The 21,631-nt window shown below is 67.9% G+C and carries 17 protein-coding genes and 1 pseudogene; 2 read left to right on the forward strand and 16 right to left on the reverse strand.

What is annotated here, in order from left to right:
• Positions 1-30: 30 nt before the first annotated feature.
• The 3 genes from V9K91_RS00965 to V9K91_RS00975 are packed head-to-tail and all read right to left on the reverse strand — an operon-like array spanning position 31 to position 2,599.
• A complete protein-coding gene (locus V9K91_RS00965; RefSeq protein ID WP_068853871.1) occupies positions 31-705 on the reverse strand; it encodes a type 4a pilus biogenesis protein PilO in 675 nt (224 codons plus the stop codon).
• Positions 702-1,541, reverse strand: a complete 840-nt coding sequence (locus V9K91_RS00970) for a PilN domain-containing protein (RefSeq protein ID WP_068853872.1) — start codon at positions 1,539-1,541, stop codon at positions 702-704. Before V9K91_RS00970 ends, V9K91_RS00965 begins: the two co-directional genes overlap by 4 nt.
• The gene (locus V9K91_RS00975) at positions 1,541-2,599 is read right to left on the reverse strand and encodes a pilus assembly protein PilM (RefSeq protein WP_038686523.1); all 1,059 of its coding nucleotides are present in this window, start codon (positions 2,597-2,599) and stop codon (positions 1,541-1,543) included. Before V9K91_RS00975 ends, V9K91_RS00970 begins: the two co-directional genes overlap by 1 nt.
• A gap of 224 nt (positions 2,600-2,823) precedes the next feature.
• On the opposite strand from V9K91_RS00975, the gene V9K91_RS00980 reads away from it, so the two are divergent.
• Both V9K91_RS00980 and V9K91_RS00985 read left to right on the forward strand, forming a co-directional pair.
• Positions 2,824-5,244, forward strand: a complete 2,421-nt coding sequence (locus V9K91_RS00980; RefSeq protein ID WP_095363596.1) for a penicillin-binding protein 1A — start codon at positions 2,824-2,826, stop codon at positions 5,242-5,244.
• A gap of 92 nt (positions 5,245-5,336) precedes the next feature.
• A complete protein-coding gene (locus V9K91_RS00985; protein WP_068853874.1) occupies positions 5,337-5,984 on the forward strand; it encodes a hypothetical protein in 648 nt (215 codons plus the stop codon).
• 18 nt (positions 5,985-6,002) lie between these two features.
• Here V9K91_RS00985 and V9K91_RS00990 read toward each other — a convergent pair whose 3' ends face one another.
• From V9K91_RS00990 to rpoZ, 13 genes and pseudogenes are all read right to left on the reverse strand, one after another.
• Positions 6,003-7,658 carry a YadA-like family protein gene (locus V9K91_RS00990; protein WP_336442554.1) on the reverse strand — a complete coding sequence of 552 codons (1,656 nt, stop codon included), beginning with the start codon at positions 7,656-7,658 and terminating at the stop codon, positions 6,003-6,005.
• A gap of 11 nt (positions 7,659-7,669) precedes the next feature.
• Positions 7,670-8,368 carry a pilus assembly protein gene (locus V9K91_RS00995; RefSeq protein WP_306987608.1) on the reverse strand — a complete coding sequence of 233 codons (699 nt, stop codon included), beginning with the start codon at positions 8,366-8,368 and terminating at the stop codon, positions 7,670-7,672.
• Between the two features lie 17 nt (positions 8,369-8,385).
• A complete protein-coding gene (locus tag V9K91_RS01000) occupies positions 8,386-9,504 on the reverse strand; it encodes a CfaE/CblD family pilus tip adhesin (protein WP_336442555.1) in 1,119 nt (372 codons plus the stop codon).
• A complete protein-coding gene (locus V9K91_RS01005; RefSeq protein WP_336442556.1) occupies positions 9,504-10,946 on the reverse strand; it encodes a CS1-pili formation C-terminal domain-containing protein in 1,443 nt (480 codons plus the stop codon). The genes V9K91_RS01000 and V9K91_RS01005 overlap by 1 nt, the downstream gene beginning before the upstream one ends.
• Before the next feature lie 175 nt (positions 10,947-11,121).
• A pseudogene (locus V9K91_RS01010) lies at positions 11,122-12,102 on the reverse strand (TcfC E-set like domain-containing protein); the annotation flags it as partial.
• Positions 12,103-12,153: 51 nt separating this feature from the next.
• Positions 12,154-12,666: a CS1 type fimbrial major subunit gene (locus tag V9K91_RS01015; protein WP_068853877.1), complete on the reverse strand. Its 513-nt coding sequence runs from the start codon at positions 12,664-12,666 to the stop codon at positions 12,154-12,156.
• Positions 12,667-13,273: 607 nt separating this feature from the next.
• On the reverse strand, positions 13,274-14,551 hold the full coding sequence (locus tag V9K91_RS01020) for a citrate synthase (protein ID WP_068853878.1): 1,278 nt from the start codon (positions 14,549-14,551) through the stop codon (positions 13,274-13,276).
• A gap of 324 nt (positions 14,552-14,875) precedes the next feature.
• Positions 14,876-15,142, reverse strand: a complete 267-nt coding sequence (locus tag V9K91_RS01025) for a type B 50S ribosomal protein L31 (protein ID WP_093533653.1) — start codon at positions 15,140-15,142, stop codon at positions 14,876-14,878.
• A 113-nt stretch (positions 15,143-15,255) separates the two neighbouring features.
• A complete protein-coding gene (locus V9K91_RS01030; protein WP_184127165.1) occupies positions 15,256-16,194 on the reverse strand; it encodes a nucleoside hydrolase in 939 nt (312 codons plus the stop codon).
• A 193-nt stretch (positions 16,195-16,387) separates the two neighbouring features.
• On the reverse strand, positions 16,388-18,499 hold the full coding sequence (gene recG / locus V9K91_RS01035) for an ATP-dependent DNA helicase RecG (protein ID WP_249833040.1): 2,112 nt from the start codon (positions 18,497-18,499) through the stop codon (positions 16,388-16,390).
• A gap of 7 nt (positions 18,500-18,506) precedes the next feature.
• On the reverse strand, positions 18,507-18,893 hold the full coding sequence (locus V9K91_RS01040) for a RidA family protein (protein ID WP_068853882.1): 387 nt from the start codon (positions 18,891-18,893) through the stop codon (positions 18,507-18,509).
• Positions 18,894-18,949: 56 nt separating this feature from the next.
• On the reverse strand, positions 18,950-21,109 hold the full coding sequence (locus V9K91_RS01045) for a bifunctional (p)ppGpp synthetase/guanosine-3',5'-bis(diphosphate) 3'-pyrophosphohydrolase (RefSeq protein ID WP_068853883.1): 2,160 nt from the start codon (positions 21,107-21,109) through the stop codon (positions 18,950-18,952).
• A 154-nt stretch (positions 21,110-21,263) separates the two neighbouring features.
• Positions 21,264-21,563, reverse strand: coding sequence for a DNA-directed RNA polymerase subunit omega (gene rpoZ, locus V9K91_RS01050; RefSeq protein ID WP_068853884.1), 300 nt, complete (start codon positions 21,561-21,563; stop codon positions 21,264-21,266).
• Positions 21,564-21,631 lie beyond the last annotated feature (68 nt).

Here is a 21,631-nt window from a genome sequence, read left to right on the forward strand (position 1 = left end):
GGCCACATACCCGTGCGGTGCTGGCCAGGTTCATGGCTTGCCTCCGTTCGGGCCTGCTGCCTGTGCGGCCGCTTTCTCCTGCGCTTCCATTTCCACGTCGTCCAGGTAACGGTAGGTCTTGACCGTGCCCGACAGTTCCAGCGCGCCGCTGCGCGCGGTGATGCCGGTCTTGGGGTCCTTGGGCTTGAGGTTGATGTCGTGCATGGTCAGGATGACCACGCGCGGCAGCGAAGCCACGCCGCTGACGAACGCACCGAACTGGTGGTAGCTGCCCACCATGCGCAGGGCGATCGGCTTTTCGGCGTAGAACTCCTTGGGCACTTCCTCACCGGGCTGGAACAGCTCGTTGACCAGGCCGCTGGACAGCGCGGTCTGCGAGATGTCGATGATCAGGTCCGGCATTTCGGTCTTGCTGGGCAGCTGGCGCAGCATCTGCTGCAGCACCTGCTCCATCTGGGCCAGCTGCTGCTTGAGCGGCTCCAGGTTGACCGCGCGGCCCTGCTCTTTCTCGAAATCGGCGCGCAGCGAGACTTCGGTCTGCTCCAGCGATGCCAGTTCGTCGCTCTTGCCACTGATCAGCAGGAACCACGAAAGCACGACGATCAGCACGGTCAACAGGGCGCAGAAGACGATCTTCGCCTGCTGCGGCCAGCTGCCGATGTTGTTGAAGTCCAGATCCTTCAGGTTGACTTTCTTCTGGCTCATGCGGCCCCCTTCTGCGGCGTGCTGGACGCCGCCGGTTGCGTTGCCGGGGCGGGAACGATACGGCTGCCCGAAGGCGCCGGCGCAGCCGGGTCAGCGGCCGGTGCCGGAGCAGTGCCCGGCGCAGGTGCCGGTGCGCCAGTTCCTGCCGGCGCCGGCGCAAGCGGGGCCACGGCGGGGGCAGCGGCGGGCGCGGCATTCGGATCGGTGCCCGGTGCCTCCACGGTGCCATCCGGCGCGATGCCGTCGACCGCTTCGCTCTGCGCGGGCAGCGTCACCTTGACCACGAACACGTACGGCAGCGCGGAAATGTCCGAGACAGGGCCGATCGGCTTGTCCTTCTCTTCTTCCGGCTTCCTGGCTTCGATCACCGACAGTTCCGGCTTGGTCATCCAGCCCGAGCTTTCCAGGTTGCGCATGTAGGCGCTGACCCGGGCGTTGGACTGGGTGCGCCCTTCCAGCGTCAGGATGTCGCCTTCCTGCTTCAGCGCGGTCAGCACCAGCCCGTCAGGGATGGTCCGGACCAGCGCGTCGAACAGGTGCACCATCTGCGAGCGCTTGGCCTGCAGCTGTTCGATCACCTTCTTGCGCGCCAGCAGGCGGTCCTTCTGGCGATCCAGGCGGTCGATTTCCTTGTTCTGCTCCTTGACCCGTGCGATCTCGGCCGTGAGGAACGCGTTGCGGTCCTCCTGGCCACTGAGCTGGCGGTCGTAGTAGAACCAGATCAGCGCCGACAGCACCACGCCTGCGATAGCCGCAAAGCCGAGCATGGTCATGAACTCGCGCTGGCGTTGCTTGCGCCGCTCGGCGCGCCAGGGCAATAGATTGATTCTTGCCATCAGTCGAAGCTCCTCAGCGCCAGACCGGTGGCAATCATCAGCGCCGGGGCGTCCTGGGCCAGGGCATGCGCCTGCACCTTCGGACCCAGCGTCATCTGCGCCAGCGGATTGGCCACCACGGTGGCCACGCCCAGCTGTTCCTCCACCATCTCCGGCAGACCGGCCAGCGCCGCGCAACCGCCGGCCAGCACGATGTGGTCGACCCGGTTGAACTCACTGCCAGCATAGAAGAACTGCAGCAGGCGGCTGATCTGCTGGACCGTGGCTTCCTTGAACGGCTCGAGCACTTCCATCTCGTAGCTTTCCGGCAACCCACCCTGGCGCTTGGCCAGGCCGGCTTCCTCGTAGGTCAGGCCATAGCGGCGCATGACCTCGTCGGTCAGCTGCTTGCCACCGAACACCTGTTCGCGGCTGTACAGGCTGCGCCCGCCACGAAGCACGTTCAGGGTGGTCATGGTGGCACCGATGTCGACCAGCGCGACCACGCCATCGCTGGCGATCGGCAGTTCACTGGCCACCAGCGCGAAGGCGTTTTCGACCGCGAAGGCCTCCACGTCCATCACCCGGGCAGTCAGGCCACCGAGCTCCAGCGCCGATTGGCGCAGCTCCACGTTCTCCGACCGCGACGCCGCCAACAGCACCTGGACCATTTCCGGGTTGTTGGGAATCGCCCCCAGCACCTCGAAATCGAGGTTCACTTCCTCGATCGGATACGGGATGTAGTTGACCGCTTCGAGCTCGACCTGGGCTTCCATGTCGTTCTCGTCCAGGTCAGCGGGCATCGGGATGAGCTTGGTGATGACCGCAGAGCCGGCCACGGCGGCGGCGGCATGCCGGGCCTTGGTGCCTGAACGGTTCACCGCGCGGCGGATGGCCTCACCCACGGCCTCCACTTCCACGATGTTCTTTTCCACCACCGCATTCGGCGGTAGTGGTTCCACAGCGTAATGTTCCACGCGGAAACGATTGCCACTGCGGGAAAGCTGCAAGAGCTTTACTGCAGTCGAGCTGATGTCGACGCCAATAAGCGGCGACTGGCTTTTTGGGATAAGCCCCACGGTTTCTCCCCTGCCGACGGGCACTTGGACGCAAAACTTGCGCCCGCGCATTAATAACGTTTTTTTTGCAATTCGCAACCATCAACGTGCAAAACGTGTACTTACGACACGTTTCGCCCGTCCCCTGACGGTGACCGAATGCTCTCCCCGGGAACAACCCCAGCCGTTCCCTTGCGTAATCTATACTCTGCGGCCACGAAATTCGCAATCGGAATCTGACACTGATGACTCGCCTTCGCCGCTGGCTGCGCTGGTTGCTGGTCGCCTTCCTGGTCCTGGCACTGATCGGCGCCGCGGTCGCCGGGGGCCTGTACTACGCCATTTCCTCCCGTCTTCCCGACGTCCAGACCCTGCGCGACATCGAGATGCAGGAGCCCATGTACGTCTATGCGGCCGACGGCAAGCTCATGGCGGTGTTCGGCGAGTCCCGGCGCACCCCGATCACCATGAAGGAGGTCCCCGAGCGCCTGAAGCAGGCCTTCCTGGCCACCGAGGACGCCCGCTTCTATGAACACGGGGGCGTGGACTACAAGGGCATCGGCCGCGCGGTCTGGCTGCTGGCCACCACCAACGACAAGCGGGTCCCGGGTGGGTCGACCATCACCCAGCAGGTGGCCCGCCAGTTCTTCCTCAGCTCCGAGTACAGCTACACCCGCAAGCTGGCCGAGATCCTGCTGGCGCGCAAGATCGAGCAGGAACTGAGCAAGGACGAGATCTTCGAGCTGTATCTCAACAAGAGCTTCTTCGGCAACCGCGCCTACGGCGTGGCCGCGGCGGCCGAGTTCTACTACGGCAAGAAGCTGGGCGAGCTGAGCCTGGACGAGATGGCCTCGCTGGCCGGCATCCCCAAGTTCCCCTCCAGCGGCAACCCGATCAGCAACCCCGAGCGCGCCCGCGAACGCCGCGACTATTACGTGCTGCAGCGCATGGCCAACCTGGGCTTCATCAGCCAGGCCGAGGCCGACGCAGCCAAGGCCGTGCCGATGCACGCCAGCGCGCATGAGCCCCCGCTGCAGGTCGAGGCCCCCTACGTGGCCGAACTGGTCCGCCAGGAGATGATCGCCCGCTTCGGCGGCGACGTGCTCAACAAGGGCTACCACGTCACCACCACCATCAATGCCGAGATGCAGACCGCCGCCAACCTGGCCGTGCGCGACGGCCTGCTGGCCTACGACCACCGCCACGGCTGGCACGGGGTGGAGCAGCAGGTGGCGCTGGGCGCGGGCGATGATGCGGCCGCACTGGCCGCGCACCTGCGCGGTATCAATGGCCAGTCCGGGCTGTTGCCGGCCATCGTGGCCGGCACCGGCGCCGATGGCAGCGCCACGGTGGTGCTGGCCAACCGCACCGAGGTGGTGCTGCCCGCCTCGGCCGCCAAGTGGACCGGCAAGAGCCCGGCCAAGCTGGTCCAGCGCGGTGACATCGTCCGCGTGCGCGCCGGCGAGAAGGAAGGCGAGTGGTTGCTGGACCAGATCCCGCGCGGCCAGTCCGCGCTGGTATCGCTGGATGCTCAAACCGGTGCGCTGAAGGCCCTGGTGGGCGGTTTCAGCTTCTCCGGCAACAAGTTCAACCGCGCCACCCAGGCGCGTCGCCAGCCGGGTTCGAGCTTCAAGCCGTTCATCTACGCCGCCGCCTTCGACAAGGGCTTCAACCCGGCCTCGATCGTGCTCGATGCGCCGGTGGTGTTCCGCGACCGCCGCGGCAAGACCTGGCAGCCGCAGAACGACGGCGGCGGCTTCCGTGGCCCGATGCGCCTGCGCGAAGCGCTGGTGCAGTCGCGCAACCTGGTGTCGGTGCGCCTGCTTGATGGCATGGGCGTGGAGTACGCGCGCAAGTACATCAGCGAATTCGGCTTTGCCGAAGCCGAGCTGCCGCCGAACCTGTCGATGTCGCTGGGTACCGCTTCGCTGACCCCGCTGTCGGTGGCGCGCGGCTATGCCGTGTTCGCCAACGGCGGCTCGCGCGTGGACACCTGGCTGATCGACCAGGTCAGCGACCGCGACGGCAACCTGGTGTTCAAGGAAAACCCGGCCCGGGCCTGCCGCGAATGCGTGGGCACCAGTGGCGGGGCGCCGGTGAGCCAGGTAGTGGACGGTTTCAACTTCGGTGCCGCTGCCGCACCTGCGCCGGCCGGCCCGGCCAAGCCGCAGCAGGCGGCGGAGCCGGCCGCGCCGGTAGACCCGAATGCGCGCACCGCGCCGCGAGCGATCGATGCGCGCACCGCCTACCAGCTGGTCTCGATGATGCGCGACGTGGTCCAGCGCGGCACCGGCACGGCCGCCAAGGTGCTCGGTCGCGAGGACGTGGGCGGCAAGACCGGCTCCACCAATGACCATCGCGATGCGTGGTTCTCCGGCTTCGGCGGCCCGTACGCCACCACCGTATGGGTGGGCCGCGACGATTTCCGTTCGCTGGGCTACCGCGAGTACGGCGGCCGCGCCGCGCTGCCGATCTGGATCGACTACATGCGGGTGGCGCTGAAGGACACGCCGATCGCGCAGAACGAGCCGCCGACCGGGATGGTCCAGGCGACGCTCAACGGCGCTACCGAGTGGGTCAAGGTCGAGGACATGGAGAAGCTGGCCGAGTACGACTTCAATACCCAGACCCCGCAGGCCGACGACGCGGCGTTCGATATTTTTTGATGGGACAAGGGTGCCGGCCGATGGCCGGCACCACATCGATGTCACATGATCGGTGTACATTCGGTGGCAGGTCGTAACAGGGGGAGCCGCTCATGCATCGGGCCCGTCAGCATGCCGAGAGCCAGACCCGCGAACGCCGCCACCGGCTTGCCCACGAGGCGGCGCGGTTGATGGCCGAAGGCGGAATCCGCGATTACCACCAGGCCAAGCTGAAAGCCGCCGGGCGGCTGGGCATCCACGATGATGCCTCGCTGCCGCGCAATACCGAGATCGAAGACGCCCTGCGCGAGTACCAGCGCCTGTTCGCCGGCCCCGGGCATGGCACGCAGCTGCGACAACGCCGCGAAGCCGGCCTGCGTGCGCTGGAATTCCTGCACGGCTTCGCACCACGCCTGTGCGGACCGGTGCTGGACGGCACCGCCGACGCCAACAGCCCAGTGCAGCTGCAGCTGCACAGCGACGACGCCGATGCCGTGCAGCGGTTCCTGGAAGAACACCGCATCCCGGCCGAGTCGCGAATGCGCCGCCTGCGCCTGGACCGCGAACGCACGATGGACGTGCCGGTGTGGGTGTTCTCCGCCGAAGGGCTGACCTTCGACGTGGCGGTGCTGCCCTACGACGCGCTGCGCCAGCCGCCGCTGTCGAGCATCGACGAGAAGCCGATGCGGCGGGCCTCGGCCGCGCAGCTGCGCAGCCTGCTGGCCGAGGACGAGATCAGGGGCTATCTGGACGGCCCCTGAGCACGCGCCGCGCAGGGTCTACCAGCCGATGCCCACGCCCATCGCCACGCTGCTTTCGCCGCCCTGGCTGAAGGCGCCACTGAGACTGACGCTGGTGGTGGCGCGACGGTCCAGTACGCGCTGGTAACCCACCGCCAGGGCCGATTCGCCGTCGGCATGGCCGACGCCCGCGCCCAGCCGGTTCCAGGTGGGCAGGCCCGCAGTGTTCATGGCCATGGCGGCCTGCGCACTGCTCATCGCCGCCATGCGGTTCATGCGCTGGTCGAGGCGGTCGAAGCGGCGGTCGATGCCGGCCAGGGCCTGGTCGGTGTACGCGTTGGCGCGCTGCACCGCGTCGTCCACGGCGCGGGTGTCGACCGGCGGCAGTGGCGCTGCCGGCGGCGGTGTCGCAGCGGCCGGCTCGACCGCACGCGCGTCGGCCGCGACGGCGGTCCCGGTGGCAGCGGCCTGCGGGCCTGCGGCGTGGGTCGTGTCCGCCGACGCCGTGATCGACTCGGCGGCGTCGGCCACGCTGGAGGGCGGACGGGCTCCGTCCTGCGCCGCGAGCGCGCCGACCTGCTCGCCCATGTCGTCCAGCGCCCGGTGTGCCGCGCTTACCGCGTAATCCAGCGCATCCAGCGCCCCGGCCACGGTGCCGTGCCACTTGCCCTGCACCGCGAAACGCATGCCGCGCACGCCGCCTTCGGCGTTGATGCTGGTGCCGAGCACGCTGGCCATGTCCGACAGCTGCCGCAGAGACACCACGTCATCGGCGGCGATGCCCGGCAGGACGTTGGTGATGCGTCGGCGCAGGCCCTGCCCGCCCACCGAGACCTCCCAGGGGCGCTGCACGATCGAGCCAAAGCCCAACGCCACGCTGTCATGGGCGTCGGCCCACACCTGGGTGGAGCCGCCGAGCGCCATGCCGTTCTCGGCCAACACGCGCGAACGCGTGCCGAGCGCGAAACCATCTGCGGCCCCTTCCAGGACGATCGCTGCACGGCCCAGCGCCACCGAGTTGTTGCCCAATGCCGTGGCGTAGCTGCCGTACGCGGTGGAGCCGCTGGCAACGGCGCGGGCATCGGCGCCCATCGCGGTGGCCAGGAACCCGGCATGCGCGGGCAGGCTCAGTTCGTCCGATCCGACCTTGAAATAGCGTTGTACATATTCCAGTGCAGCCACCCGCGCTTCGGCGGCAAACAGCTGCGCGCCGTTGACCGCGTGTGCGCTGCTGGCGCTGACCTCACCGGCGCCCAGCGCCACCAGGCGCGAGCCGCGCAGGTGCACGATGGCGTCCTTGTCGAAACGCACCACATCGCTGAGGTCGGCGCTGACGCCTTGCACGCCGTCGCGCAGCAGGTCGATGTCCAGCCGGTTGCGCGCGATCCGCTCATGGTTGTGATTGACCTGCCACAGCGCATCGGCCCACCCCGGCGGTGCGATCGGAACCTCCGCCGGCGGCACCGCGGGCGCTTCGCAGTACACCAGGCGGTCGCGGACCTGGTCGCGGCCGAACACGCCGGCCACGCCCACGCCCACGCCGACGCCGAGCCCGCTGGCGAAGGCCACGCTGTGCGTCGCCTCGGACGTGCTGTCTTCGCGAGGTGCCGGATCCGCCTCGCCCGGCGGCGGAAACGCGGTCGCAAACGCGGTGCCAGGCACCATCAACAACAAGGATCGGTAGAGAACATGCATGGTGTTTCCTCTCAAGGCAGCAGGATCTGCTGGTGTTCGCGGTAGCCGTCGCGGCTGAGCCGGTAATCCACGCGCAGCCGCGCGCCGGGCACCGGCTCGAAGGGCAACGCCAGCGTGGCGCCCGGGTAGACGCTGCGTTCGATGTCGTGGGTGATGCAGGCGGCCGCAACGCAGTGCTCGACCCGGCGGATGCCCAGCCGGAGCGTGCCGTGGTTATGCAGGCGGCCCCCGGCAACCTGCATCGCCACCCGTCCATCGGCAGGCAGGACGTTGACCAGCACGCCCCATACCAGGCTGACGCCGAGGGTGGCAGCGGGCGTCTCCAGGGCATCGGGGTGCGCCTCCGGGTCATCTCCGCGCACCCCTTCGAAGTACACCCGGAACGCGGTTTCTTCCTTGACCGGGGCCAGGGCGATCACCCGCACCAGCCGGCTGCCGCCGCCGGCGAGCGCGAACATGCCCGGCGTCACGGCGATCGCCGCGGCGTCGCCGGTCGGCTCATCCACTTCGCTTTCGTCTTCGGTGGCGGGGGCAACCACGCGCTTGACCGTGGCCCTGACGTACTGGGTGCGGGGCGACTGCGCCTGCACGCGGATGCTGGTGGTGCTGCCCGCGTCGACATGGACACGCATGGGGTGCACGTCCAGGCTGGCCGACACCGGCAGGGCGGGAAGCAGCAACAGCAGCAGGGAAAGGCGATGCAGGCGCATGGAAGTCTCGGTCGGCGTCAGGGGCGTCGGGTGGGCAGGCGCATTTCAATCGTGAGATCGCCCTGGTAGCGTCCGTCGCGCTTTTCGGCCGCTGGCACCCGGGGCGTGATGAAGCTGAGCGGGGTCGGCACGCAGTGCACCGGCTGGTCCATGCCGGGCAGCAGTACCGGCCGCAGTGGGGCGCTGTGGATGCCGGTCAGCACCGTGTGCGCCTCCCGGTGCAGGTCGATCGTGGTGCCCGCATACAGCAGTTGCAGGCGGTAATCGATGCGCTCGTGCGGCGCGCGGCCGCCCGCGTGGTGCCACACCGAAAATGCATCGCGTGGCCGCCCCGGCACGTCTGGGCCGCGATCGCGCGCCACCAGCACCAGCTGGCCGCTGTGAGAACCCAGCCCGTCGTACAGGCACATGTCCAGCACGGCCTCGCCGCCGACGCTGGCCGGCGGCGGTACGGCCCGCAACTGCAACTGCAGGTCCATCGGCGCGGCCGAGCCGCCGTGCTCGGGCAGGTGGATGGCCGCCCGCTCGGTATCGGTCACCGTGACCTCCAGCACGAATACGTGCCGGCCGAGTACCGCGCCGCCCACGCCACCGCGCACGTCCAGGTGCAGCTCGGCCCGCCAGCGCCCGGCCACCAGCGCGCCGATGTCCGTTGCCGCCACCTGCAACGTCGCGGCGGTGCCGGCCGGAGCGATGTGACACTCCCGGGTTGCCGATGTCCACAACGGGTACTCGGATTTGTCCCAGTAGTCATCACTGCAACTGCGCTCCCACTCGACCCGTTCCATCCATCCGCTGACCCCGATGTCGCGGCGCTGGCCGCTGCGCGGTTCGTGGAATTCCAGCAGGATCGACTGGCGCCCGGTCGGTCCTTCGCCGGTGTCGCTGCGCGGGCAGCGCCCGCGCGCGGGCTCATCGGTGCAGGTGACATGCAGGCGGCCATGGCCGTGCATCACCTCGTCGAACCCCAGCACGGTGCGTGGCGCCCATAACGGCAGCGGCTGCGGCGCGGCACGGTCGAAGGCGTGGCTCAGCGCGGTCACGGTGGTGCCTGCGGCCGGCGTGGTGACCGGGGGGCGCTGCGCCGCCGCGGGTTGGGCGACCCACAAGGCCGGTACGAGCATGACGACGCGCATCAGGGCCCGCTCCATTGGCCCTCCTGCGCGATCGGCGCTGCATCCTCCAGCAACAGCTGCACACGCGGCTGGAGGGCGATGCGGGCGGGCAGCGCGTCGCGCGCCAGGGGCGTGCACGCCACCTGCCCTACCAGCAGCACCACGCTGCGCTGCTCGCGCACCTGCAGCGGGCAGTGCAGCAGGCGACCTGCCTGCAACAGGTACAGGACCGCTTCGCGCTGCGGGAATTCGGCGATGAACCCGCCGTCGGCCCCGAGCCGGGGAACCGCGGCATTGAGGATGCGCGCACCGGCCAGCGCGGCACCGGCCTTGTCCACGGCGCTGCCGATATAGGTGAAGGTGGCTTCCACGCCCACCGGCAATGCGATCAGCCTGCCCGGCAACAGGAAGGGCTGCTGGGCAGGGCCGGGATGGGTCACCCGCACGCTGGCATCGTGTGCGTGCCCGTGCGCATCCTGGACCTCCACCTGATGGCGCTGATAGCCGCTCAGCGGCAGCAGGCGGCGTTGACCGGAGCGCAGCACCTGGCGGCGGCTGGCCCCGGCTTTCACCTCGGCGGCCGCGCCGTCGAACCCGCTGGCAGCGGCATCATCGACGCTGACGGCGACGCCCGCGTCGGCACCGGGCGCGCCGCCCCAGAACAGGCCGCGCGGCGACAGCGCCAGCGCCGATCCATGGCTGAGGCTGTACCCGGTCTCACTGGCATGCGCCTGCCGGTGGTGCGACAGCACGGCACTGGTCTGGCCAAGCGGCGTGGCGGTGCGCAGCGCCAGCAGCGCATCGACGTCGGCGGCGTCCTGCACGCTGACCTCGGTGGCCACCTCGCGCGCGGTCGCGTCCTGTTCGCGGCGCCAGGACTGCGCGAGCAGCAGGCGCTGACCGGCATCACCGGACTGCGTGCGCCGTGCTTCGACGCCGATGCGGCGCAGCTGGCTGGCGCCTGCGGCGTGCTGCAACCGCGAGAGCGTGACCGACAGCTGCAGGCCCTGGTCGGAGATGCTCCCGGTCTGACGCCATGCGCCCAGACGGGTGCCGATGCTGACGCTGCGCCACTGCCGGGTAAGACCGTAGGCGGCCTGCAGGCTGCGGGCGCTGCCACCGGGCCAGCCGCCGGGTACCAGCGTGCGCCTGCGGGTGTGACCCAGGTAAAGACTGCCGCCGGACAGCGGAAGAGTCAGCGATGCGCTGAGGGAATCAGCGCAGTCCACGCGACAACGGCTGCCGCGCAGGCGCTGCCGGTACAGGTTCCAGGAAACGGTGTTGCGCACACTGAGCTGTTGCTGGCTGCCACGCCTGCCGTCGCTGCCGACCAGGACGCCGACTTCGGCGTGCAGGTCGTGCCTGCCCAGGCGATGGCGGACTCCGGTACGCAGCTCGGCGTGGCTGGCCTCGGCAACGCGTGCCACGCCCAGGCTCAGGCCAAGCTGGCGGGCAAGTGGCATGCGCAAGCCGGCCTGCAGGACGCTGTTGCCGGCGTCCAAGCGGACATCGCGCGCGGCTTCGCCCGCCCTGCACGAACCATTGCACGCCCGGTTCGCCCCAGTCCTGGGTGCGGGCAAACGGCAGTGTCTCGGTCCGCAGCAGGCGCCCGTCTTCGTGGATGCGCAGGGTCACGTCATAGCTGCCCGGTGGAAACCGGCGGGTATCGAGGTCGGTGACGCCAGCGGGCAGGTAGAACGTCTGCAGCAGTCGCTCGCCGTCGTAGGCATCCACGCGCGCCTGCCGCGACAGCAGCACGGTCAGGGGCGCGGCGCCGGTATCGGCGCCGGCATCCACGTAGGCCTGGGTGGTACCGGCGCGGACGCCGTCGAAGCGGTCGAGCGGCAACATGCCGAAGCCGAACTGTCCGCCCTGGGTGCTGGCAAGGTTGCGCCGGTCCATGCGCCCGACCTGCAGGTAGTGGCGCCGGGCCAGGTCATGCCGGTAGTACAGATCGTCGAACTGGAAGTGCGTACGGGCGCGCTGGCCGGGCCAGGCGTGGCGCGCGTAGTTCCAGTTGCCGCCGACATGGCCGGCGCGCAGGACGCCCAGCGTGGCGCTGCCATGCGCGTTGAGGGCGTACTGGCTGCCACTGCCACTGAGCGCGAGCGTCTGCTGGTGCAGCAATGCATTTTCGGCGTGCTCGCTGGGCGCATGCAGCCCGGCGACACCGGGCGATGCGCGCGGCAGCCAGCGCAATGCGGGAAACAGCAGCAGCGCGCCGTTGCCTTCGTCAAAGATGGCATGCATGTGGGTCGGATCCTCGGACGGGGGGCGCCAGCCGCAGCCCGGCTGTGGCTGGCCATGGACGCAGGCCAGGTGGCTGTTGCGCGGCAGCGGCAGGGACAGCGCCGGCAGCAGTGCCTGCTGCGCGGAGGTGGTCATGCCCAGCGCGGCCAACACCTGCGCGGGCTGTTCCAGCTGGACGTGCTCCAGCGTCACCCAGGCCGGCCAGAGGCCGGCGGAACGGCCGAACGCGCGCACTTCCACGCGCTCGCGCTGGCCACTGACAAGATCTTCGAAACCGGCCGGCACCGGGCCCGCCTGGACGGCCACGCAGGCCAGCACCAGGACGAGCGCCACCGCCAGCCGGACAAGGGCGGGAGCAGGAATGCGCATGGCAGGGGCGCAGGAACGCCGACCCCGCAGGGCCGGCGTCCGCGCAATGGCTTAGAGGCTGCTGGCCTTCTGCACCAGGACCAGGCTGACCGGGCCGTCGTAGAGGCCGGCGGCGGTGATGGGACCGGGCGCGGCCTGGGCCACGGTCAGCGGCATTTCGATGGAGGCACCGGGAATCGCGCCCTGGAACAGCTGGTCGGCGGTGAACGCGATCGGGGCCAGGCCAAGCTCGCGGCCGTTGAGGGTAACCGAGAGCGGGATGTCGACTGCGCCGGCGGCGGTCACCTTGGGCATCAGCACGGCCGGTTCGGCCAGGCGCACATCGACATCCAGGCTGGTGTCGTTGGAGAACACGCGCACGCGTTCGCTCCAGCTGCTCAGTCCCTGCCCGGCGCGGTACGGCATCTCGACGTCAGCGGGAAGCGCGCTGCCATCGGCCCGGAGCAGCGACAGGGTCGGGTCGACGTTCGCCCAGACGGTGATGTGCGCTTCAACGGCGTGGGCGGACAGTGCGGCGGTAAAGATCGCCAGGCCCAACGCGGCCTGCTTCAGGGTGCGGTACATGTGGTTCTCTCCCATGATTGAAAAACGCCTCGTTCGAGGCGATCACCCCACGCTGCGCTGTGCAGTGTCGGCGACACGATCACGTTAGTTCTGTGCGCGACATCTCCCCACGCAACCATTCTTAAACCCGCCACGCACGCGCACGTTCTGCGACAGCGCGCGCGAACCGGAAGCAACGCAAGCATTCCGACCCGCGCGCGTGCGCATGTTGCGCGTTGCTGCTTTATGCTCGCCGCGGCACGGCGTGGTGTTGCCGGAAGCTGAAAGCGAAAGGCGCAAAGCTAAAGTCAGAGCTAAAGCCAAAGCCGTCGTTTGCACGATGCTGCGTGCAGGGCCGGCGACGTGATTTTTGCTTTTCCCGTGGTCACCGGCCGACTGTCAGAGGGTCGGCGGTGGTGGGGGTACGGGGGCTTTGCGAAACATGGATGTTTCGCAAGAGCCTCCAGGGATGGATTCACGGCGCCCCCCGTACCCCCACCACCGCCGGCCCTGCGCGCAGCATCCTGCACACGACGGCTGTTGCTTGAAAGCTCCTGCTTGAACGCTGTTGAACCCAAAAAAAAACGCCCCCTTGCGGAGGCGTCTTTTCACGCACTACGGGAGCTGATCAGCCCTGGTAGTCACGCACGTCGCTGCCGGTGTAGACCTGGCGCGGGCGGCCGATCTTCATTTCCGGGTCGACCTGCTGTTCGAGCCAGTGCGCGACCCAGCCGGAGGTGCGGCCCAGGGCGAACATGACGGTGAACATTTCGGTCGGGATCTGCAGCGCCTTGTAGATGATGCCGCTGTAGAAATCGACGTTCGGGTACAGCTTGCGGGCGACGAAGTAGTCGTCCTGCAGCGCCGCCTGTTCCAGCTTCACGGCAACGTCGAGCAACGGATCCTGCACGCCCAGCTGCTTGAGCACCTTGCCGGTCATCTCGCCGATGACCTTCGCGCGCGGGTCGAAGTTCTTGTACACGCGGTGGCCGAAGCCCATCAGGCGGAAGCCCGAGGTCTTGTCCTTGGCCTTGAGCACGGCCGATTCAACGTTGTCCGCCGAACCGATTTCTTCCAGCATCTTCAGCACGGCTTCGTTGGCACCGCCGTGGGCCGGACCCCACAGCGCGGTGACGCCAGCGGCGACCGACGCATACGGGTTGGCACCGGTCGAACCGACCAGGCGCACCGTCGAGGTGGAGGCGTTCTGCTCGTGGTCGGCATGCAGGATGAAGAGCAGGTCCAGCGCCTTGACCACGTCCGGGTTCAGCTCGTACTGGCCATCGGCCGACTCGAAGGTCTGCTTCAGGAAGCGGCTGACGTAATCCAGCGAGGTGTCCGGCGTGTTGGCCGGCAGGCCCTTGCCGTGGCGGTAGATCAGCGCCGACAGGGTCGGCACCTTGGCGATCAGGCGCACGGCGGACTGGCGGCGCTGCTCGGCGTCGGACAGGTCCAGCGAGGCATGGTACTTCGCCGACAGCTGCGCGATGGCAGCGGTCAGGATGGCCATCGGGTGGGCATCCTTGTCGAAGCTGGCGATCAGGGCATTGATCGAGGCATCGACGTTGGCTTCGGCAGCCAGCTCATCGGTGAAGGCCTTCAGCTGCTCGGCGCTCGGACGCTCGCCGTTGATCAGCAGGTAAGCCACTTCGACGTAGCTGGACTTTTCCGACAGCTGCTCGATGGGGTAGCCGCGATACAGCAGCACGCCCTTGTCACCGTCGATGTAGGTGATGGCGGACTTGCAGCTGGCGGTGGCGGTGAAGCCGGAGTCGTAGGTGAAGAGACCGGTTTCCTTGGTCAGCTTCGAAATATCGACGCAATCGTTGCCGAGCGTGGGTTTGATGACAGGCAGAACAACCGACTTGTCGCCGGCATTCAGCGTGACCTGATCAAGATCGGACACTGTGTGCGCTCCTCAAGGGGAAGGCGCCCACCCAAGCGCGTGGGGCAGGCACGTGAAAGTAAGTCCACAGCCTGTGCTGTGGATCACGTCATTATCGCACAGCAACATTTGCCACGCCCTAGGACGGAAGTCGTAGACGCACACCCCGCTCGCCCTTGCCGCACAAGCACCGGCAAGCGCCAGGCGGGCTGGAATGGACACTGCGTTCCGCGCGGCGGGGGAATTTATGAACCGTCGTTCATCCGCCAGCAGGCTTTCCCGCAGGCATAAAAAAACAACGGCCGCCGAGGCGACCGTTGTTTGCATGCAGCAGTTTCGAAAAGCTTATTCGGCAGCAGCAGCCGCAGCCGGCTTGCCGAAACGCTTCTGGAACTTGTCGATACGGCCGCTGGTGTCGATCACCTTGTGCTTGCCCGTGTAGAACGGGTGCGAAGCAGAGGAGATTTCGATCTTGACGAGCGGGTACTCGTTGCCGTCTTCCCACTTCACGGTTTCTTTCGTCGCCATGGTGGAACGGGTCAGGATCTTGAAATCGGAGGTAACGTCCTGAAACACGACGTCACGGTAGTTCGGATGGATATCGTCCTTCATGGGGCACACACCGTAAATAAGGTCAGGGAAACGCAAGAGCGGCATTATAGCCGGGGCCGCCCCCTAGGGCAACCCATGGCCATGTTCCGCGTGAAGATACCGCCACTGCGGCGTCAGGCGACGCCGAGCGCACTCCGGACCTGGGCTTCAAAGCGCCCCTGGTCGTAGGCCATCAACAGCTCGGTGTTGTCCGGCTGCCCCGTCTGGCGGTTCCAGTCGACAATGGTAGCACCCCGGCTGTGGGTCCCGGCCAGTTCGATGTTCAGCGGGCGCGATTCGACCCGCAGCGCGCCTTCCGGCTGCAGCGCCCAGGCCATGGCCAGGGCGTCGGCGGCGAACCAGCGCTCGCCGCGGCTGTCTTCGGACCACAGGCGGGTCTGGCGCGAAATCAGCTCGTAGAAGCGTGCCTTGTCGCTGTCGAAGGCCAGCCACTGCTCGACATCCTTGTGCAGCAGGCCGTGGGCGACGGTGGCTTCCCAGTCGGCCACTTCGATGTGCGGGAAGCCGGTGAACACCACGTGCGCCGCTTCGGGATCGAAGGCGATGTTGAACTCGGCCGCCGGCGTGATGTTGCCGTGGCAGGTGACCGCCCCGCCCATGACCAGGAAACGCTTCACGCGCTGCGGCAGGGTCGGGTCGAGCTTGAGCGCCAGGGCCAGGTTGGTCAGCGGGCCGAGGGCGACCAGGAACAGCTCGCCGGCGTACTCATGCGACAGGCGCAGGATGGCCAGCGCGGCGTGTTCGGCTTCGGCCTGGCGCTGGGCGGCCGGCAGGTTGACGTCGCCGAAGCCGTCGGCGCCATGAACGTGGGCCGCATCCACCGACGGGTGCACCAGCGGTTCGGGGGTACCGGCGAACACCGGCACGTCTTCACGCCCGGCCACTTCACACAGTTTCAGCGCATTGCGGACCGTGTGGTCCAGGCCGACATTGCCGGCGGCAATGGTGAGGCCGACCACGTCATGGCGTTCGTCGGCAAAGGCCATCAACAGGGCCAGTGCGTCATCGACACCCGGATCGGTGTCGATCAACAGCGGAATCTTCTTGGTCATGCGTGCCGTCTTGGTAAGCGGCAAGGGACTTTCGCACCCCGGGATGACAAATACAAGGCGCGGGTCGGGGCCACTTGGGCCGGCCAACGGCCGGCGCTACGAATTGTTACGGGCCCATTGGGATCTGGATCAATCGACCGTCGGGATCATTCGATCGGTAGCGCCGGCCGTTGGCCGGCCCAGACCATGCCGACTATGCCGACGCGTATCTCACCGCGTTGCCAATCCACCGCTCGACCACCCTATCGGCCACCGTCGGCGCCTCCACCATCAACCGCTCGGCCAGCGCATGCACGCCCGGCAGCAGATCCGCGTCGCGGGCCAGGTCGGCCATGCGGAAGCCGGCCAGGCCGGTCTGGCGGGTACCCAGCAGCTCACCCGGACCGCGCAGTTCCAGGTCCTTTTCGGCGATCACGAAGCCATCGTTGGTCTGCCGCATGGTTTCCAGGCGCTCGCGTGCCATCGCCGACAGCCGCGCCTGGTACAGCAGCACGCAGCGCGACACCGCCGAACCACGCCCGACCCGTCCGCGCAGCTGGTGCAGCTGGGCCAGGCCAAGGCGTTCGGCGTTCTCGATCACCATCAACGAGGCATTGGGCACGTCCACGCCGACTTCGATCACCGTGGTGGCCACCAGCAGGTCGATCTGCCCGGCCTTGAACGCGACCATGGTGGCCAGCTTCTCGCTGGCCTTCAGCCGGCCATGCACCAGCCCCACCCGCACGCCCGGCAGCAACGCCTGCAGCGATTCGAACGTGGCCTGCGCGGGGGTGGCATCCAGCTCGTCGTTTTCTTCGATCAGGGTGCACACCCAGTACACCTGGCGGCCTTCGCGGCAGGCCAGCGCGATGCGCTCGATCAGTTCGGGGCGGCGATCATTGTTCAATGCCACGGTCTGCACCGGGGTGCGCCCGGGCGGTAGTTCGTCGATCGCCGACACGTCCAGGTCGGCGTATTCGGACATTGCCAGCGTGCGCGGAATCGGCGTGGCGGTCATCACCAGCTGGTGCGGCACGCTGTGCCCGCCCGGTCCCTTGTCGCGCAGCGCAAGCCGCTGGTGCACGCCGAACCGGTGCTGCTCGTCGACGATGGCCAGCGCCAGGTCATGGAAGACCACCGATTCCTGCATCAGCGCATGGGTGCCCACCACCACCTGGGCCTGCCCGTTGGCGACCTGTTCGAGCACCTTCGCGCGCGCCTTGCCGATGACCTTGCCGGCCAGCCAGGCGACCTGCACGCCCAGCGGTTCCAGCCAGCCGCGCAGGTTGGTGAGGTGCTGTTCGGCCAGCAGTTCGGTGGGGGCAGCCAGCGCGACCTGCTTGCCCTGCTCCACCGCCAGCATCGCCGCCAGCGCGGCCACCACGGTCTTGCCCGAGCCGACATCGCCCTGCACCAGCCGCAGCATCGGGCGCGGCTGGGCCAGGTCCTCGCGGATCTGGGTGAACACGCGTTTCTGCGCGGCGGTCAGGGCAAAGGGCAGCTGCTTGAGCAGGGCCTTGGCCAGCTTTCCCGGACCGGCCAGCGGGGGCGCATGGTGCGCCTGCAGGGCAATGCGTTGGCGGCGCAGGCTCAGGTGGTGGGCCAGCAGCTCTTCCAGCGCCAGCCTGCGCTGTGCGGGATGCGTGCCCGCGGCGAGCGCGGCCAGGTTGGCGTCGGGTGGCGGGCGGTGCACGGTCAGCAAGGCACTGCGCAGCGAGGGCAGCGCCAGGCCATCGAGCCAGCCCGGCGGCAGCAGTTCCAGGCTGGATTCTTCGGGCAGGCGGTCCAGCGCCTGGCCGATCAGGCGGCGCAGCGTGGCCGGGCCGATGCCTTCCACAGTGGGATAGACCGGGTCCAGGCTGTCGCCCAGCGCCGGGTCATCGGTACGGCCGAGCACCTGGTAGCTCGGGTGGACGATTTCCAGCCCCAGCTGGCCCGGCTTGGGCGTGCCGAAGCAGCGCAGGCGGGTGCCCACCGAGAACTGGGCCACCTGCTGCTGGCGGAAGTGGAAGAAGCGCAGCACCAGGGTGCCCTGCCCTTCGTCTTCCACTGCTACTTTCAGGGTCGGGCGGAAGCGCATGCCGCGGTCCACCGCGACCACGCGGACTTCCACCTGCGCCGGCACGCCGTTGCGCAGGTCCTGGATGCGGGTCAGTGCGGTGCGGTCTTCATACCGCAGCGGCAGGTGCAGCCACAGGTCCTGCAGCGAGGCCAGGCCGCGCGCCGCCAGCTTGGCGGCCACGGCCGGACCCACGCCGGCAAGCACCGCCAGCGAAGCTTCGCCGGACGGCGCCAGCGCCGGGGTGACCGCCGGTCTGCGTGCCACGTGGCGGTCAGTCGATGACCATCACCGCATCAACCTCGAAGTTGGCGCCCTTGGGCAGGCCGGACACTTCGATGGTGGAGCGGGCCGGGAACGGCGCCTGGAAGTAGTCCTGCATGACCGCGTTGACCTTGGCGAATTCGGCCAGGTCGGTCAGGTACAGGCCCAGGCGGACCACCTTGTCCAGCGAGCCGCCAGCGGCTTCGGCCACGGCCTTGAGGTTGTCGAAGGCGCGGCGGGCCTGCGCTTCGACATCACCGGCACCGACGATGTCGCCGGTGGCCGGGTCCAGCGGAATCTGGCCGGAGAAGTACACGGTGTTGCCGGCACGCACGGCCTGCGAATACGGACCGATGGCGGCCGGTGCGTTTTCGGTGTTGATGATCTGGCGGGACATGGGGTGCCTCGTTATGTCGAACAATGGTGGTCCATTGTATCGGTTTCGATCATTGCCTATTGCCTGCGCACCGACTGGACGACCGACAAGCGCCGCAGCCGGCGCATGACTTCGGCCAGGTGGTTGCGGTCGCGGACCTGGATGTTGAAGGCCAGCACGGCGGCGTTGAAGTCGCGGTCCAGGTAGTCCACACGCTCGATGTTGGAATGGCTCTGCGCGATCGCCGCGGCCAGCTGGGCCAGCACGCCGGTGCCGTTCTCCACTTCCACCACCAGCGCAGTGTCGTAATCGCCGGAGACGGTGGTGTCCCAGCCGATCGGCACCCAGCGCTCGGGCGACTTGCGCAGCTCGGCCAGGTTCGGGCAGTCCAGGCGGTGCACCACGATGCCCTTGCCGGCGGTGTGGTAGCCCATGATCTCGTCGCCGGGAATCGGCTGGCAGCAGTTGGCGAAGCTGACCACGCCGCGTTCGCTGCCGTTGATCAGGATCTTTTCCTGCGAGTGCTTGGAATGCGCGCCGCCGCGCAGTTCGGCGTAGGCCATCAGTGCCTGCGCGGCCTGGTTGGGCATCCAGTTGCCCAGCGCCACTTCGGCCAGCAGGGCCTCCAGGCGCGGGTAGCGGTGTTCGGCAAGGAACGCATCCAGGCGCCCCTTGGGCAGCCGTTCGAGCGAGCTGTCCATCGCCTCCAGCGCGCGGTCCAGCATGCGGTGGCCCAGCTGCACGGCATCTTCGTGTTCGAGCTGCTTGAGCTGGTGGCGGATCGCGGTGCGCGCCTTGGAGCTGACCACGAATTCGAGCCACTGCGGCTTGGGCGTGGCCGAGCGCGCAGTAATGACTTCCACGGTCTGCCCACTGACCAGCTTGGTGCGCAGCGGCACCAGTTTCTTGTCCACGCGCGAGGCCACCGCCATGTTGCCCACGTCGGTGTGCACCGCATAGGCAAAGTCCAGCGCGGTGGAGTTGCGCGGCAGGGCCAGGATCTTGCCCTTGGGCGTGAACAGGTAGACCTCGTCCGGGAACAGGTCGACCTTGACGTTGTCGAGGAATTCGAGCGACGAACCGGCGGCGCGCTGCGAATCGATCAGTTCCACGATCCAGGCGTGCGCACGGCTCTGCGCGCTGTTGGGGGTGTCCCCACCGAACTTGTAGGTCCAGTGCGCGGCCACGCCGCGCTCGGCGATCAGGTCCATTTCCTCGGTGCGGATCTGCACTTCGATCGGCGAGCCGTACGGGCCGAACAGCACCGTGTGCAGCGACTGGTAGCCGTTGGCCTTGGGAATGGCGATGAAATCGCGGAAGCGCCCATCCAGCGGCTTGAAGGTGGCATGCACCGAGCCCAGCGCGTGGTAACAGTTGGGCACGCTGCGCACGACCAGGCGGAAGCCGAACACGTCCATGACCTGGTCGAAGGATTTGTTCTCGTCGCGCATCTTGTTGTAGATGCTCCACGGGGTCTTGATCCGGCTGACCAGGCGGTGTTCCAGCCCTTCCTTGGCCAGCCGCTGCGACAGCTGCACTTCCACCTGCGCCATTGCCTCGCGGCGCACCACCGGCTGGCTGCGGATGTGCTTTTCCAGGATCGCGTGGCGCCACGGGTACAGCGCCTTGAAGCCCAGGTTCTGCAGCTCGCTCTTGACCAGGCTCATGCCCAGCCGCTGCGCGATCGGGGCGTAGATCTCCAGGGTCTCGCGCGCGATGCGGCCACGCGCCTCGGTGCTCTGCGCGCCCAGCGTGCGCATGTTGTGCAGGCGGTCCGCCAGCTTGATCATGATCACGCGCAGGTCGCGCGACATCGCCAGCAGCATCTTGCGGAAGCTTTCGGCGGCCGCTTCCTGGCGGTCGCGGAACTTCAGCTTGTCCAGCTTGGTCACCCCATCGACCAGCTCGGCCACGGCTTCGCCGAATTCGGCGGCCAGTTCTTCGCGGGTCAGCGGGGTGTCTTCGATGGTGTCGTGCAGGATCGCGGCGATCAGCGCTTCCACGTCCAGGCCCAGCTCGGCCAGTACCTGCGCCACCGCCACCGGATGGGTGATGTACGGCTCGCCCGATTTGCGGGTCTGCCCGGCATGCGCGGAGGCCCCTACCTCCCAGGCGCGACGCAGCAGCGGCAACTGCTCGGGCGGCAGGTAATGGGCTGCGCGTTCAAGCTGGAGGACATAGTCGGGTACGGCCGCGCCGGGAGACGTGGCGACCTTGGCAGAGGGGCCTGGGTTCATGGCTGGAAGACTATTCCAGCGACGGGATAACGGCAAACTATTGCGTACGGGCAATCGTCAAATGCGTCACCACCAACGGGGTGACCTGCCGCTCAAAAGCAGACAGCCCGCACATGGCGGGCTGTCTGTTGCAACAACGGATGATCGGATGGGATCAGTCGTCGTTCTTGGACATGTCTTCGTCGGCGACGACTTCGGCAGCGGCCCATTCCAGTGCTTCACGCTCGGCACGCTCGCGCTCGGCCTTCTCGACTTCGTCGATCAGGGCGTTGTCGATCTTGCGGGCGGCAATTTCGCGCAGCGCCAGCACGGTCGGCTTGTCTTCGGTTTCGCTGTTGTCCAGGGTGGCCTGGACACCGTTGGCCAGCTGACGGGCGCGCTTGGACGCCATCATGACCAGCTCGAAACGGTTATCGACGACTTCCAGGCAATCTTCTACGGTGATGCGGGCCATGCGGGCTCCCGGCAGCCGGCAGGGGCTGCTCATCGAATGAGGGAAAGGGGACGGATTGTACCGGCCAG

Source organism: Stenotrophomonas sp. CCNWLW57 (genome assembly GCF_037203925.1).
In the GTDB taxonomy this organism is placed as follows: Bacteria; Pseudomonadota; Gammaproteobacteria; order Xanthomonadales; family Xanthomonadaceae; genus Stenotrophomonas; species Stenotrophomonas rhizophila_A.

Coding starts and splice junctions, on each gene's coding strand:
- V9K91_RS01045 (WP_068853883.1), bottom strand. CDS start 21,109: ATGAACCCAGGCCCCTCTGCCAAGGTCGCCACGTCTCCCGGCGCGGCC.
- V9K91_RS01040 (WP_068853882.1), bottom strand. CDS start 18,893: ATGTCCCGCCAGATCATCAACACCGAAAACGCACCGGCCGCCATCGGT.
- rpoZ (WP_068853884.1), bottom strand. CDS start 21,563: ATGGCCCGCATCACCGTAGAAGATTGCCTGGAAGTCGTCGATAACCGT.
- V9K91_RS00990 (WP_336442554.1), bottom strand. CDS start 7,658: ATGCATGTTCTCTACCGATCCTTGTTGTTGATGGTGCCTGGCACCGCG.
- V9K91_RS00980 (WP_095363596.1), top strand. CDS start 2,824: ATGACTCGCCTTCGCCGCTGGCTGCGCTGGTTGCTGGTCGCCTTCCTG.
- V9K91_RS01000 (WP_336442555.1), bottom strand. CDS start 9,504: ATGCGCGTCGTCATGCTCGTACCGGCCTTGTGGGTCGCCCAACCCGCG.
- V9K91_RS00965 (WP_068853871.1), bottom strand. CDS start 705: ATGAGCCAGAAGAAAGTCAACCTGAAGGATCTGGACTTCAACAACATC.
- V9K91_RS01025 (WP_093533653.1), bottom strand. CDS start 15,142: ATGAAGGACGATATCCATCCGAACTACCGTGACGTCGTGTTTCAGGAC.
- V9K91_RS00985 (WP_068853874.1), top strand. CDS start 5,337: ATGCATCGGGCCCGTCAGCATGCCGAGAGCCAGACCCGCGAACGCCGC.
- V9K91_RS01015 (WP_068853877.1), bottom strand. CDS start 12,666: ATGTACCGCACCCTGAAGCAGGCCGCGTTGGGCCTGGCGATCTTTACC.
- V9K91_RS01030 (WP_184127165.1), bottom strand. CDS start 16,194: ATGACCAAGAAGATTCCGCTGTTGATCGACACCGATCCGGGTGTCGAT.
- V9K91_RS00970 (WP_068853872.1), bottom strand. CDS start 1,541: ATGGCAAGAATCAATCTATTGCCCTGGCGCGCCGAGCGGCGCAAGCAA.
- V9K91_RS00995 (WP_306987608.1), bottom strand. CDS start 8,368: ATGCGCCTGCATCGCCTTTCCCTGCTGCTGTTGCTGCTTCCCGCCCTG.
- V9K91_RS01005 (WP_336442556.1), bottom strand. CDS start 10,946: ATGCCACTTGCCCGCCAGCTTGGCCTGAGCCTGGGCGTGGCACGCGTT.